13 protein-coding genes and 1 tRNA gene are annotated in these 14559 nt (G+C 59.5%); 6 read left to right on the top strand and 8 right to left on the bottom strand.

Going from position 1 to position 14559, the window contains the following annotated elements; genetic code table 11:
• Nucleotides 1-52: 52 nt before the first annotated feature.
• From OKC44_RS06995 to OKC44_RS06980, 4 genes are all read left to right on the top strand, one after another.
• Nucleotides 53-1396: a dihydroorotase gene (locus OKC44_RS06995; RefSeq protein ID WP_011706420.1), complete on the top strand. Its 1344-nt coding sequence runs from the start codon at nt 53-55 to the stop codon at nt 1394-1396.
• A 231-nt stretch (nt 1397-1627) separates the two neighbouring features.
• A tRNA-Pro gene (locus OKC44_RS06990) sits at nt 1628-1704 on the top strand.
• A gap of 133 nt (nt 1705-1837) precedes the next feature.
• Nucleotides 1838-2314, top strand: a complete 477-nt coding sequence (locus OKC44_RS06985) for a CC0125/CC1285 family lipoprotein (protein ID WP_171280715.1) — start codon at nt 1838-1840, stop codon at nt 2312-2314.
• Nucleotides 2315-2519: 205 nt separating this feature from the next.
• Nucleotides 2520-3779 carry a dicarboxylate/amino acid:cation symporter gene (locus OKC44_RS06980; protein ID WP_180345374.1) on the top strand — a complete coding sequence of 420 codons (1260 nt, stop codon included), beginning with the start codon at nt 2520-2522 and terminating at the stop codon, nt 3777-3779.
• A 75-nt stretch (nt 3780-3854) separates the two neighbouring features.
• Here OKC44_RS06980 and OKC44_RS06975 read toward each other — a convergent pair whose 3' ends face one another.
• A complete protein-coding gene (locus tag OKC44_RS06975) occupies nt 3855-4310 on the bottom strand; it encodes a methyltransferase family protein (protein ID WP_270811798.1) in 456 nt (151 codons plus the stop codon).
• 190 nt (nt 4311-4500) lie between these two features.
• On the opposite strand from OKC44_RS06975, the gene alr reads away from it, so the two are divergent.
• Nucleotides 4501-5727, top strand: coding sequence for an alanine racemase (gene alr / locus OKC44_RS06970; RefSeq protein WP_011706424.1), 1227 nt, complete (start codon nt 4501-4503; stop codon nt 5725-5727).
• A gap of 69 nt (nt 5728-5796) precedes the next feature.
• Here the strand turns inward: alr and OKC44_RS06965 are convergent, their stop codons facing one another.
• The 7 genes from OKC44_RS06965 to OKC44_RS06935 form a co-directional block, all read right to left on the bottom strand.
• The gene (locus OKC44_RS06965; protein ID WP_011706425.1) at nt 5797-6741 is read right to left on the bottom strand and encodes a TerC family protein; all 945 of its coding nucleotides are present in this window, start codon (nt 6739-6741) and stop codon (nt 5797-5799) included.
• Between the two features lie 294 nt (nt 6742-7035).
• Nucleotides 7036-8031: a murein tripeptide/oligopeptide ABC transporter ATP binding protein OppF gene (gene oppF / locus OKC44_RS06960; protein WP_011706426.1), complete on the bottom strand. Its 996-nt coding sequence runs from the start codon at nt 8029-8031 to the stop codon at nt 7036-7038.
• Nucleotides 8032-9012 (bottom strand): ABC transporter ATP-binding protein, encoded by a 981-nt coding sequence (locus OKC44_RS06955; protein ID WP_017408089.1) that lies wholly within the window; start codon nt 9010-9012, stop codon nt 8032-8034.
• A 140-nt stretch (nt 9013-9152) separates the two neighbouring features.
• Nucleotides 9153-10064 carry an oligopeptide ABC transporter permease OppC gene (gene oppC / locus OKC44_RS06950; RefSeq protein ID WP_011706428.1) on the bottom strand — a complete coding sequence of 304 codons (912 nt, stop codon included), beginning with the start codon at nt 10062-10064 and terminating at the stop codon, nt 9153-9155.
• A gap of 14 nt (nt 10065-10078) precedes the next feature.
• Entirely contained in the window at nt 10079-10999 is a 921-nt protein-coding gene (gene oppB / locus OKC44_RS06945; protein WP_011706429.1) for an oligopeptide ABC transporter permease OppB, read from the bottom strand.
• Nucleotides 11000-11096: 97 nt separating this feature from the next.
• Nucleotides 11097-12716 carry an ABC transporter substrate-binding protein gene (locus OKC44_RS06940; protein WP_011706430.1) on the bottom strand — a complete coding sequence of 540 codons (1620 nt, stop codon included), beginning with the start codon at nt 12714-12716 and terminating at the stop codon, nt 11097-11099.
• Nucleotides 12717-12995: 279 nt separating this feature from the next.
• Entirely contained in the window at nt 12996-13631 is a 636-nt protein-coding gene (locus OKC44_RS06935) for a YchE family NAAT transporter (protein WP_270811795.1), read from the bottom strand.
• A gap of 269 nt (nt 13632-13900) precedes the next feature.
• On the opposite strand from OKC44_RS06935, the gene OKC44_RS06930 reads away from it, so the two are divergent.
• Nucleotides 13901-14533 (top strand): 2OG-Fe dioxygenase family protein, encoded by a 633-nt coding sequence (locus OKC44_RS06930; RefSeq protein WP_270811793.1) that lies wholly within the window; start codon nt 13901-13903, stop codon nt 14531-14533.
• Nucleotides 14534-14559 lie beyond the last annotated feature (26 nt).

Raw genomic sequence — 14559 nt, 5'->3', positions numbered from 1 at the left:
CGGTTTGCGCTATTATGACCCGCGATTATCGGCAAAGGAACTGGAACCCCCCATGAACAAATTGCTTATCAAGAATGCCACCCTGGTCAACGAAGGCCGCATCTATGCCTCCGACGTGCTGATCGAGGGGGAACGGATCGCCCGCATCGCCCCGGATATCCAAGCCCCTGATGCAGTGGTGATCGATGCCGCGGGCCGTCACCTCATCCCCGGAATGATCGATGATCAGGTCCACTTCCGGGAGCCAGGGCTGACCCACAAGGGGACCATCGCCAGTGAATCCCGGGCCGCCGTGGCCGGTGGCACCACCAGCTTCATGGAAATGCCCAACGTCAATCCCCAGACCACCACCCTCGATGCCCTCGAAGCCAAATACCAGATAGCCGCCAACTCCTCCGCCGCCAACTACAGCTTCTACCTCGGCGCCACCAACGACAACCTGGAAGAGATCAAGAAGCTCGATCCCAAACAGTCCTGCGGCATCAAGATCTTCATGGGTGCCTCCACCGGCAACATGCTGGTGGACAATCAGGAGACCCTGGCCGCCATCTTCCGCGAGAGCCCGGTGATGATCGTCACCCACTGCGAAGACACCCCCACCATCAAGGTGCTGGAAGACGAAGCCCGCGCCAAGTGGGGCGAGGATGTGCCGATGCGCGAGCACGGCCGCATCCGCAGCGCCGACGCCTGCTACAAATCCTCCAGCCTGGCGGTCTCCCTGGCCAAACAGTACGGCGCCAAGCTGCACGTGCTGCACCTGACCACCGCCAAGGAGCTGTCGCTCTTCACCGCCACCCCGGATCTGAAGGATCTCAAGGACAAGAACATCACCGCCGAGGTGTGCGTTCACCATCTGTTCTTCAACGAAGCGGACTACGACACCCTGGGCAGCCAGATCAAGTGCAACCCGGCGGTGAAGAGCGCCGCCGACCAGCACGCCCTGCTGGATGCGGTGCGCAATGACGTGCTCGACATCATCGCCACCGACCACGCTCCCCACACCTGGGAAGAGAAGCAGAACAGCTACTTCAAGGCGCCGTCCGGCGTGCCGCTGGTGCAGCACTCCCTGCTGGCCCTGCTGGAGCTCTACCACAACGGGGTATTCTCGCTGGAAACCATCGTCAAGAAGACCTCCCACGCGGTGGCCGAGCGCTTCCAGGTGCAGGATCGCGGCTACATCCGCGAAGGTTACTTCGCCGACCTGGTGCTGCTGGATCTGGGCAAGCCCTACGTGGTCAACGACAGCAACCTGCTCTATCTGTGCGGCTGGTCGCCCTTCAACGGCTATCGTTTCCACAGCACGGTGGAGATGACCCTGGTCAACGGCCAGATCGCCTGGCAAAACGGCCAGGTCACCAACGAGGTGCTGGGCAAGCGGCTCACCTTCACCCGCTGATCCCTCTTCTATGTGCGCTGTCACACTACGCCATCACAGGCCGCCCACCCGGGCGGCCTGTTTTTTTGCAGCCGCTCACGGCCCTGTCATGTGCGGTTTTTCGGCGATTGGCGGCACTTTAGGCGCAGATTGCTCGCAAAGCAGGCGAACGATCCCGGAGTGGAATTTCCACTGTTGACAGGCAGGGTCCATCTCCATAAACTCAGCCCCCGTCAGCCGAGCTGACTCCGTCGGTGTGTAGCGCAGCCAGGTAGCGCATCTGCATGGGGTGTAGAGGGTCGGAGGTTCGAATCCTCTCACACCGACCAAATTCCCCGAGAAAGGCCTTGTCAGATGACAAGGCCTTTTCTTTTTGGCCCGGCGCGCCACCACGCAGCCTGCATTGTGCCGCCGATCGGTTTGTGCTGTAGTGATGCCCTGTGTTGCCAACCGGTGTTCGAGATGCCCTCTCCCCGCCCCTTTTGCCAGCGTCTGCTGTGGCTCGGCCTCTGCGCTCTCCTGCTGCTCGGCTGCGCCACCCCTTATCAGAGCCAGCCATCGTTCTGGAACGGCCAGACCGGTTTCTCCCAGACTAAGCTCGGGCCTGACAAGTGGCAGCTGGAATTTGTCGGCAACGATCTGGTGAGCCGGGAAACCGCTCGCAAGTATGTGCTGAAACGGGCGGGCGAAGTGGCACAAGCCGAAGGTTATCAGTGGCTTGAGGTCAATGAATTGACCCTGCAACGGGACGCGGTCAGGGTGACGCCGAGTCGCCCCCTGTTCGGGTTCGATGACGACGAGCCCGATCCCTTTCTGGATCAGCGCACCGTGGAACACCGCATCTCGGCGTTGCTCATCTTCACCCTCACTCGCAGCGCGAAAAACGACCAAACCATGAAAGCCGATTATCTTGCAAACATTAAAATAAACAGCGATTAATATAGCCAAATTGCAAGATCCATATCACATACAACTAATGACAAGATAAAATTCTGCCACAAGGCGCTGGATTTACCCCCCCGGATTAGGCATGCTGCCAGCACACCGGCTGTCAGGAATCTACGGCTCGGATCACAAAAACGGACTGAAGTGGCACCCTTGCCGCTTGAAACGCTCTGCACTTATCAAAACTGGGACCCACCCCATGAAAATGAACAAATTGACGGTTGCCATCCTCATCGCGATGCTGGTTGGTATCCTGACTGGCCAGGGCTATCGCATGTTTGCCCCTGACCAGGCCGCCGGCTTTGCCAGCGACATCACCCTGTTGACCGATATCTTCCTGCGTCTGATCAAGATGATCATCGCCCCCCTGGTGTTCACCACCCTGGTGGTCGGCATCGCCAAGATGGGCGATACCCGCACCGTGGGCCGTATCGGCGCCAAGACCCTGGGCTGGTTCATGCTGGCCTCCCTGCTGTCGCTGACCCTGGGTCTGGTGATGGTCACCCTGATGCAACCGGGCGTGGGACTCTCCCTCTCCCTGCCTGACGACACCGCCAGCTCCGGCGTGGTTGCCAGCGCCATCTCCCTCAAGGATTTCGTCACCCACGCCATTCCCAAAAGCGTGGTTGAGGCGATGGCCACCAACGAGATCCTGCAGATCGTGGTGTTCTCCCTGTTCTTCGGACTGGCTGCCGCCGCACTGGGTGATGCCGCCAAACCGGTGGTGATGCTGATGGCCAGCGCCGCCGAGATCATGCTCAAAGTGACCGGCTACGTGATGAACTTCGCTCCGTTCGCGGTGTTTGGCGCCATTGCCGCCATGGTCGCCAAGGAAGGGCTCGGCATCCTTGCCACCTATGGCACCTTCATGGCGCAGTTCTACCTGGCACTGGGTTGCCTCTGGCTGCTGCTGATCGCCATGGGCAGCCTGTTTATCCGCCGCCGCATCGTGACCCTGCTGGCGATGATCCGCGAGCCGATCCTGCTGGCCTTCTCCACCGCCAGCTCCGAAGCTGCCTACCCGAAAACCCTGGATCGTCTGGAGAAGTTCGGTTGTGACAAACGCATCGCCAGCTTCGTGCTGCCGATGGGCTACTCCTTCAACCTGGATGGCTCCATGATGTACTGCACCTTCGCGGTGATGTTCATCGCCCAGGCCTACGGCATCGAGCTCTCCATGGCCCAGCAGATCACCATGCTGCTGCTGCTGATGGTCACCTCCAAGGGGATGGCCGGCGTACCGCGCGCCTCCCTGGTGGTGATTGCCGCCACCCTCAACCAGTTCCACATTCCGGAAGCGGGCATCCTGCTGCTGCTTGGCATCGACCACTTCCTCGACATGGGGCGCTCCGCCACCAACGTGCTGGGCAACGCCATCGCCGCCAGCGTGGTCGCCAAGAGCGAAGACAGCCTGGGTGAAACCGAACCTCTGGGTGAGGTGGACACCGCCAAGGCGTGATCCCCGCATCACCCCCATCAAAACGGCCCGCAGACGCGGGCCGTTTTCTTATGTCTCATGGCGACACGGCAAGGCTCAGCACCAACGCCTCACCTGCCGGCAATAATCGGCATAGGCATCGCCAAAGCGGGCCTGCAGCGCCCGCTCCTCCGGCACTATCTGCCAGCGGCTGAGCCAACCCCACAGCAGCAGCGGGCCGAGCCACACCAGCAGCCCGCCCAGATAACAGGCCAGTGCCATCGTCCAGCAGAGCAGCCCCAGGTACATGGGATTGCGGCTGAGGCGATAGAGCCCGCCCGTTACCAGCGCACTGGCCTGCTCCGGGTGCAGCGGCGTCACCGTGGTGCCCTGGCGGCGAAAGCGCAGCACGCCCCCCAAGCCAAACACAGTGCCCAGCACCGCCAGCAACAGAGCAGCCAGCCACCAACCGGCGCCAGAATTGCTCTCTGCTACGCCCCCCCATCCCAGCATGGCCGCCACGATCAGGCCAAACAGCAGCAGCGGTGGCACCCGACACTCAAGACTCATCATCTATTGACTCCTGGAGGGTGCCACGATCGGCACCTTGCGTTACACTTCCCGACGGGAATAGCGCCCTGGAAAATTGTCAAAGTTCATAACAATAACAATGCCTTGGCTACACTTTATCCCATCTGCGTGAAAACGGCCCCCTAGCGACCGTCATGCACCTCAACCCAAACAATAAAAAAGGAACCACCCCATGCACAAGAAGACACTGCTGGCCACGCTGATCCTGGGCCTGCTGGCCGGTCAGGCCGTCGCGGCCCCTTACCTGCCGCTGGCCAGCGATCATCGCAACGGCGAAGTGCAGACCGCCAGCAATGCCTGGCTGGAAGTCGATCTCGGCGCCTTCGAGCACAACATCCAGACCCTCAAGGATCGCCTCGGTGACAAAGGGCCGAAGATCTGCGCCATCATGAAGGCCGACGCCTACGGCCACGGCATCGACCTGCTGGTGCCCTCGGTGGTCAAGGCCGGCATCCCCTGCATCGGCATCGCCAGCAACGAAGAGGCCCGCGTGGCCCGTGAGAAGGGCTTCACCGGCCGCCTGATGCGGGTACGTGCTGCCACCCCGGCCGAAGTGGAACAGGCCCTGCCCTACAAGATGGAAGAGCTCATCGGCAGCCTGGTGAGTGCTCAGGGCATCGCCGACATCGCCCAGCGCCACCACACCAATATCCCGGTGCACATCGCGCTCAACTCCGCCGGCATGAGCCGCAACGGCATCGATCTGCGCCTGGCTGACTCCAAGGAAGACGCGCTGGCCATGCTCAAGCTCAAGGGGATCACCCCGGTCGGCATCATGACCCACTTCCCGGTGGAGGAGAAAGAGGACGTCAAGATGGGGCTGGCCCAGTTCAAACTGGACTCCCAGTGGCTGCTGGAAGCGGGCAAGCTGGATCGCAGCAAGATCACCATCCACGCCGCCAACTCCTTCGCCACCCTGGAAGTGCCGGACGCCTACTTCGACATGGTGCGCCCGGGCGGCCTGCTGTACGGTGACTCCATCCCCTCCTACACCGAGTACAAGCGGGTGATGGCGTTCAAGACCCAGGTTGCCTCCGTCAACCACTACCCGGCCGGCAACACCGTCGGTTATGACCGCACCTTCACCCTCAAGCGCGACTCCTGGCTCGCCAACCTGCCGCTGGGCTACTCCGACGGCTATCGCCGGGCGCTGAGCAACAAGGCCTATGTGCTGATCCAGGGCCAGAAGGTGCCGGTGGTGGGCAAAACCTCCATGAACACCATCATGGTGGACGTGACCGATCTGAAAGGGGTCAAACCCGGTGACGAGGTGGTGCTGTTCGGCCGCCAGGGTGAGGCTGAGGTGAAACAGGCGGATCTGGAGGAGTACAACGGCGCCCTGCTGGCGGACATGTACACCATCTGGGGCTACACCAATCCCAAGAAGATCAAGCGCTAAGCCAGTCTTTGCCATAAAAAAGGGCTCCCGCGGGAGCCCTTGTTGTCAGTGCTTTATAGTCTGCCGCGTTCAAGCGGTTTTTTTGCGGGTCACCCAGAGGCTCAACCCCATGGAGGCCAGCAGGATCAGCGCAACCACGCCCAATGCAATGCCGGTGGGGATCTTGAAGATATCCAGCAGCAGCATCTTGACCCCGATGAACATCAGGATCAGCGCCAGGCCATACTTGAGCAGGGCGAAGCGCTCGGCCACGCCGGCCAGCAGGAAGTACATGGCACGCAGACCCATGATGGCGAAGATGTTGGAGGTCAGCACGATGAAGGGATCCGTGGTCACCGCGAAGATGGCCGGGATGCTGTCCACCGCGAAGATGAGATCGCTCACCTCCACCAGCACCAGAATGAGCAGCAGCGGCGTGGCGTAACGCACCCCATCACGCCAGACGAAGAAGTTCTCCCCCTCCAGCGTCTCCGTCACCTTGAAGCGACGGCGCATCCAGCCCAGCAGCGGGTTGTTGGCCAGATCCGGCTCCTTGTCGGCCGCCCACAGCATCTTGACCCCGGTCAGCAGCAGGAAGGCGCCAAACAGGTAGAGGATCCAGTGGAACTGCTCGATGAGCCAGCTGCCGGCGAACACCATGCCGGCGCGCATCACGATGGCACCCAGTACCCCGTACAGCAGTACCCGGCGCTGCAGCTCGGCCGGAATGGCAAAGTAGCCGAACAGCATCAGCCAGACGAAGACGTTGTCCACCGCCAGCGCCTTCTCGATGAGGTAGCCGGTGAGGAACTCCAGCCCCTTCTGGTTGGCAATTTCACGGCCTGCGCTGTGATCCAGCCAGAACCAGATGGCCAGGTTGAACAAGAGCGCCACGCTGATCCAGATGAGGGACCAGATCCCAGCCTCTTTGAGCGACACCTTGTGCGCCTTGCCACCGCCGACAAAGCGGATATCAATCCATAACAGGACCAGCACTATGCTGAAGAAACCGGCCCACATCCACCATTCACCCATGTTCACTTCTCCCAAAAACGACAAAACCCACGACCGAGAGGCGTGGGTTTGCGTTTGGAGCAGATACACCTTGCCTCTCGGCAAGGTCTCACTTACAGCCGACTTGCGTCAACTGCCCGGCTGCCGGGTGCACTGCAGGATATGGGTGCACCGTAATGACGACAAACCGGCGAGAAGTTACTCCCCTTGTTGCGCGGATAGTAACAGTGGAAAAAGATAACGCCAAGAGGCATCTTCATGCCGGCTGCAAAAAAACAGGGCGCCACCCTGGCGCCCTGTTCTGCCTGTTCATCCTCAGAGTGGATCCGCCTTGAGGCAGGAGACCGCATGGTCGAAGTTGCCTTCGAGCTGAGGCCGGGTCTTGGCACATTCAGGGCCGGCCACCGGGCAGCGGGTACGGAACACGCAGCCTGACGGCGGGTTCATCGGCGATGGCAAATCCCCCTCCAGGATCTGGATGGTCTTGCTGCGCTCCAGATCCGGATCCGGAATGGGCACGGCCGACATCAGCGCCTTGGTATAGGGGTGCAAGGGGTTGGCGAAGATCTCCTTGCGGGTCCCCAGCTCCACCGCATTGCCCAGATACATCACCAGCACCCGATCCGAGATGTGTTTGACCACCGACAAGTCGTGGGCGATGAAGATGAGCGACAGCCCCATCTCCTTCTGAATAGCCTTGAGCAGGTTGACCACCTGCGCCTGGATGGATACATCCAGCGCCGACACCGGCTCGTCACAGATGATCATCTTGGGCTCGAGGATCAGCGCCCGGGCGATGCCGATGCGCTGGCACTGACCGCCGGAGAACTCATGGGGATAGCGGTTGACCAGGTTGGGCAAGAGCCCCACTTTGCTCATCATGGCCCGCACCTTCTCCTTCACCTGATCTCGGGAAAGATCGGGATAGAAGGTGATGAGCGGCTCGGCGATGATGTCGCCGATGGTCATGCGCGGGTTGAGGGAGGCCAGCGGATCCTGGAAAATCATCTGGATCTCTTTGCGCTTCTCGCGCAGCGCCTTCTGGTCGAGCTTGGTCAGATCGTTGCCCAGCCACACTACCTTGCCGTCGGTGGCCGGCACCAGGCCGATCAGCGCCCGGGCAAAGGTGGATTTGCCGCAACCCGACTCCCCCACCACGCCAAGGGTCTCCCCTTCATACAGGCGCAGGGTCACCCCGTCCACCGCCTTCAGGGCGGAGGGTTTGGCCCAGGGCCAGGCCTTGTCACTCTTGATGCTGAAGTGGACCTTGAGGTCGGACACTTCCAGCAGCAGTTTCTTGTCAGTCCCCATTTAGTTCACTCCCTTGATCATGGCATCCGATACCCAGTGGCAGGCCCGCTCCCGGCCGTCATTGAACGGCGTCAGTATCGGCGACTGCTTGCCGCAAATCTCGCTCACCCGGTGGCAGCGCTCCTGGAAGGGGCAGCCGGTGGGCAGACGCAGCAGGTTGGGCGGATTGCCCGGGATGGTGGGCAGCTCTTCCCCTTCGGTGTCGAGGCGGGGAATGGCGCGCAACAGGCCCTCGGTATAGGGATGGCTCGGGCGATAGAAGATATCGTTGACCTTGCCGTACTCCATGGTACGACCGGCATACATCACCAGCACCTTGTCGCAGATCCCCGCCACCACGCCCAGATCGTGGGTGATCATGATGATGGCGGTGTTGAACTCGCGCTTGAGCTCGTTCATCAGGGTCATGATCTGGGCCTGCACGGTCACGTCCAGCGCGGTGGTCGGCTCGTCGGCGATCAGCAGCTGCGGCCGGCACAACAGCGCCATGGCGATCATCACCCGCTGGCGCATGCCACCGGAGAACTCGTGGGGATACATCCCCATCCGCTTGCGCGCTTCCGGGATCTTGACCGCATCCAGCATGCGCACCGACTCTTCGAACGCTTCGGCCTTGCTGACGCCCTTGTGCAGCATCAGCACTTCCATCAGCTGATCCTTCACCTTCATGTAGGGGTTGAGCGAGGTCATGGGGTCCTGGAAGATCATGGCGATCTTCTCGGAGCGGATCTTGTTGAGCTTGTGCTCCGGCAGATTCAGGATCTCGTCGCCCTGAAATTTGGCCGAACCGGTGATGACACCGTTCTTGGCCAGCAGCCCCATGATGGCGAACGCGGTCTGGGATTTGCCCGAACCGGACTCACCGACGATCCCCAGGGTCTCGCCCGCAGCGAGGGAGAAGTTGAGGTCGTTGACCGCCACCACATTGCCGTCCGGGGTCTTGAACTCGACCCGCAGATCTTTTACATCCAGTAATTTCATAAAAACTCCTTATCGATCTTTCGTGACGTTTTCCTGTCGATCCGATGCGCTATCCGCCCGATTGAGCCGCACTCTGCGGCCCTTCGGCGCGTTGTTTCAGCGCTTCTTCGCCGTTCTGTCAGCGATCTTTCGCCGCTTTCTCAGCGATCCTTCGGATCGAGGGCGTCACGCAGACCATCCCCGAGGAAGTTGAAGCAAAACAGGGTCACCACCATGAAACCGGCGGGGAACAGGAGTTGCCAGATGGCCACTTCCATCGACTTGGAGCCTTCATCCAGCAGAGCGCCCCAGCTGGTCATGGGCTCTTGTACGCCCAGCCCCAGGAAGCTCAGGAAGGATTCGAACATGATCATGCCCGGCACCAGCAGAGTGGCGTAGACCGCCACGATACCCAGCACGTTCGGCACGATGTGACGGGTGATGATCTTCCACTTGGAGACGCCGCAGACGTGAGCCGCCTCGATGAACTCCTTGCTCTTAAGGCTCAGGGTCTGGCCTCGCACGATCCGCGCCATGTCGAGCCAGCTCACCGCGCCGATGGCGATGAAGATGAGCGCCAGGTTGCGGCCGAAGAAGGTCACCAGCATGATCACGAAGAACATGAAGGGGAAGGCGTTGAGGATCTCAAGCACCCGCATCATCAGGCTGTCGACCCGACCGCCGATGAAGCCGGAGGCCGCGCCGTAGAGGGTGCCAATGATGACGGCCACCATGGCCCCCATGATGCCGACCATCAGCGAGATCCGCCCGCCGAGCAGGGTGCGCACGAACAGATCGCGCCCCAGGCTGTCGGTGCCGAACCAGTGGCCGGTTTCCATGTCCGGAGCCGCCTGCATGGCGCCCCAGTCAGGATCGTCGAAGGTGTATTGGGACAGATGCGGCCCCACGATCACCGCCAGACCGATGATGGTCAGGATGATGAGGCTGGTGAGCGCAGCCTTGTTGCGCAGGAAACGGCGACGGGCATCCTTCCACAGGGAGCGTCCTTCCACCACTTCCACTTGCTGGGCGAACGCCTCGACGGCTTCGCGTTTTTCAGTTGTGACAACCATGATGTACTCCCGACTTAGTAACGGATCTTGGGATCGATAAAGGCATAGAGAATATCGACCACGGCGTTAAAGGTGATGGTGAGGGCGCCGACCAGAATGGTCAGACCGAGCACCATGGAGTAATCACGGTTGAGGGCACCGTTGACGAACAGCTGGCCAATTCCCGGCAGGCCGAAGATGGTCTCGATCACCACGGAACCCGTGATGATGCCCACGAACGCCGGCCCCAGATAGGAGACCACCGGCAGCATGGCCGGACGCAGCGCGTGTTTGAGGATGATGTGGCGCAGCGGCAAGCCCTTGGCGCGGGCGGTACGAATGAAGTTGGAGTTCATGGTCTCGATCATGCTGCCCCGCATGATCCGCGAGATGGCGGAGATGTAGTACATCATCATGCCGAACACCGGCAGCACCATGAATTGCACCCCGCCGCCCTGCCAGCCACCGGCCGGGAACCAGCCGAGATGAATACTGAACAGCAACACCAGCAAGGGGGCCAGCACAAAGCCCGGGATCACCACCCCGGCCATGGCCGACGACATCAACAGGTAGTCGATGACGGTATTCTGTTTCAAGGCGGCAATGGTGCCGAAGGTGACCCCCAGTGTCACCGCGAACAGAAAGGCAAACGATCCAATCTTGGCCGATACCGGCAGCGCCTGGCTCACCAGATCGTTGACGGTGAAGTCCTTGTATTTGAAGGAGGGACCGAGATCACCCTGCACAAGGTTGCCCAGATAGGTGAGGTATTGCACGCCGATGGGCTTGTCGAGGCCATATTTGGCTTCGATGTTGGCTAGAACTTCCGGCGGCAGGGAGCGTTCGCTGGTGAAGGGGTTGCCCGGCGCGAAACGCATCATGAAGAAGGAGACGGTGATCAAGACCAGCAGAGTCGGGATCGCTTCCAGTAGACGTTTAAAAATGAATTTCAACATAGACAATTCCTGTCCTGTACTGCTTCCAAAGGGTCGCGGTTGTAATAAAGGCCCGCCATCCGGCGGGCCTGCTTTGTTATGCGACGTGTTACTTTACTCAGTGAGCAATGATGTACATGTCTTTGCTGTAGAGGTTGTCCAGCGGGTTGGCCGGGTAGCCGCCCACGTAGGACTTGACCATGCGGGAGGTCACGTACTGATAGATGGGAGCGATCGGCATGTCCTTGGCCAGGATCTCTTCAGCCTGCACATAGAGCTTGTTGCGGGCATCGGCATCCACCTGATTGCGCGACTCGTTCATCAGCTTGTCAAACGCCGGGTTGGAGTATTTGCCGTCGTTGTTGCCGTGCGTGGTCTGCATCAGATCCAGCATGGAAGAGGCTTCGTTGTAGTCGGCGATCCAGCCGGCACGACCCACATCAAACTGACCCTGCTTCTTGGTTTCCAGGTAGGTTTTCCATTCCTGGTTGACCAGGCTCACCTGCACGCCCAGCTTCTTCCACATGGAGGCCACCGCAACCGCCACCTTCTTGTGGTTGTCGTCGGTGTTGTAGAGCAGCTCGAACTTGAGCGGCTTGCCCGGGCCGAAACCAGCTTCGGTCAGCAGCTCTTTCGCCTTGGCATCACGCTCTGCCTGGGTCAGCTTGGACCAGGCCGGTGCCACCGGCTTGAAGCCGTCCACGAAATCAGGCACCAAGGTGTAGCCCGGAGTCTCGCCCTTGCCCATCACCTTGTCGGCGATCACGTTGCGGTCGATGGCATAAGAGAGGGCGGTACGCACCCGCACGTCGTCAAACGGCTTGTGCTTGAAGTTGTACTGGTAGTAGTAGGTACCGACATAGCCGCTCACCTTCACCTCGTTCGGCAGCTCCTTCTTCATCTGCTTGAAGCGCTCGATGGGCATGTTGTAGGTGAGATCCACTTCGCCGGCCAGATAGCGGTTCAGTTCGGCGTTGGTGGACTGGATCGGCAGATAGGTCACCTTGTTGATGACGGTCTTGGCGTTGTTCCAGTAGTTCGGGTTGCGCTCGACGTCGACGCGCTCGTTGACCACCCAATCCTTCAGCACATAGGCACCGTTGGAGACCATGTTGCCGGGCTGGGTCCACTTGTCACCAAACTTCTCGATCACCTTCTTCGGCACCGGGTAGGTGGTGGTGTGGGAGAGCATGCTGACGAAGTAAGGCACTGCCTTCTCCAGCTGCACCTCGAAGGTGTAGTCGTCCACCGCCTTCACGCCCAGGGTGTCGGCCGCTTTCTTGCCGGCGATGATCTCGCTGGCATTGACGATGGTCGGGATCTCCAGATACCAGGAGTAGGGAGACGCCGTCTTGGGATCCACGGCCCGCTTGAAGGCGAACTCGAAATCGTGGGCTGTCACGGGATCCCCGTTGGACCACTTGGCATCTTTGCGCAGGTGGAACACGAAGTGTTTGTTGTCCTTGGTTTCCCAGGACTCGGCCATGGCGGGAAGCACTTCCCCTTTGGGGCCGGAGGCAACGAGACCTTCGAACAGGTCACGCAGAATATTGGATTCAACCGTTCCTTCGGTTTTGTGCGGGTCGAGAGTGGCAGGCTCGGAGCCATTGCCTTTTACCAGCTGCTGAACGTCAGCCAGTTTGGTACCTGCGGGAACATCGGCGGCTTGTGCCGCGTTGACACCGCCGAACAGTGCTGCCACCAAGAGGGTATTAATCATTGTTTTTTTATGAGTCATTTCCATACTCCACAAGAACATTCCATGCAATTTTCCATCAACGGGATAAGTACCCCGCTGCCAGCATAATTCCCTGACATTTCTGATAATGCAATAGATATTGTCAGGCAGGACTGGACTTCATGGTCAAAAAAGCAGCTTTTAACCAATTATTCAGAATTTAAATATCGCGTGATGGACGTTTTTTATACAAACCCGCTCGATTCTAGGAAATGACCAACAAAAAAGAAACAATAAAAAGCCGGTCACGAGGACCGGCTCCAACAAAACAGACCTGAATCACATCAATCCAGGGAAGACCCCCTTGATCCCCGCCACCATGATCTCGATGCCAAGCGACATCATGATGAGACCCATGATCCGGGTGACCACGTTGATGCCGGTGTTGCCCATCAGCTTGAACAGCAGGGGGGCAGCGCGGAAGATGAGCCAGGAGCAGAAGGCAAACACCATCACTACCACCGACATCCCCAGCATCTGGGACCAGGTGCTCTGGCTGGCATAGACAATAGAGGAAGAGATGGCGCCGGGGCCGGCCATCAACGGCAGCGCCAGCGGCACCACAGCGACAGATTCCCGCGCGGCGAGCTCCCCTTTCTCCTGCTTGTTGTGCTTCACCTCCCCCAGCTTGCCCTGCAGCATGGACCAGGCGATCAGGGTGATGAGCGAGCCGCCGGCAATGCGGAACGACGCCAGCGAGATGCCGAAACCATCGAGGATCAGCTGCCCCATGTACATGGAGACCAGCAGGATGATCATCACCGCAATGTTGGCGGTGGTGTTGGTCTTCATCCGCTCTTCCGGCGTTTGATGGCTGGTCAGGCTGACAAACACCGGCAACAGGCCGAGCGGGTTGATGATCGCGAACAAACCGATGAAAAACTTCAGATATAAAGAGACGTCAATTGCTGCCATAGGCGCCATCCAGAAGTAGAACGAGGCCCTGCGGGCCACCCCGATAAACCGTGCGTAAATTTACACCATGGCCGAAACCTTCACCAATCAAATAATCTCACCCTTTCCGTGGCTTTTCAGTTAGTTCCTCTAATGTAACGACGAAATTCAACATATCGAGTTGTTAATAAAGATTGTCGCCATTTAACACTCTGATAAAATCACTTCGAGTTTTATGCGGCCACGGAGTTTTGGCGCAACATTTCATCTTCGTAAAAAAGGATTTTGTAATGATTGATACGGACATCAAGTTGCAATGGCATCTGGATTCACTGCCCGCAGGCAGTGTCGCCCCCCTGCAGGGCTTCTTCGAGCGGCTGCCGGTTGATCCCTATATCCAGGGCCGCTTTCGCGAACGCCGTTACGGCCGGGTTGAAAAAGAGGGCAGCCGCTTTTATCCCCTCGACAACGGCGTCTTCTTTCAGGCGGCCGCCATCAACAAGTTTCTGGGGGACGTGCCCAGAACCTATGCCGAGCTGGATCCCGCCTTCGTCGCCCACCCCACCTTTCAGCTGATGCTGACCCGCTTTGCCCGCCATACCCGGCTGGCGGATGGCCAGGCCATCGGCATTCACCAGATGCGCATCGTCACCGGCGAAGGTGAAAGCGTGCCGCCCGCCCCGGAAGGCGTGCATCAGGACGGCTTTGATTTCATCGGGGTGTTCTTTTGTGGCAGTGACGGGGTCAGCGGCGGCGCCTTGCAGCTCTATCATGGATTAAAAGAACAACCATTTTTTCAACAACAATTAAACGCTGGCGAGTATCTGATCCTGGATGATCGCCGTTTCTATCACAATGCCGCCCCCATACTGCCCCAGGGTCCACACCGGGGACACTGGGACGTAATCGTGCTAACTGCTTGAAAAATGGTGCGTGAGCCCCTGTTCAC

This window comes from Aeromonas sp. S41-2, from assembly GCF_027705845.1.
In the GTDB taxonomy this organism is placed as follows: Bacteria; Pseudomonadota; Gammaproteobacteria; order Enterobacterales; family Aeromonadaceae; genus Aeromonas; species Aeromonas hydrophila.
The sequence above is the reverse complement of the archived record's forward strand: the minus strand, read 5'-3'. Positions and strand labels throughout refer to the sequence as shown.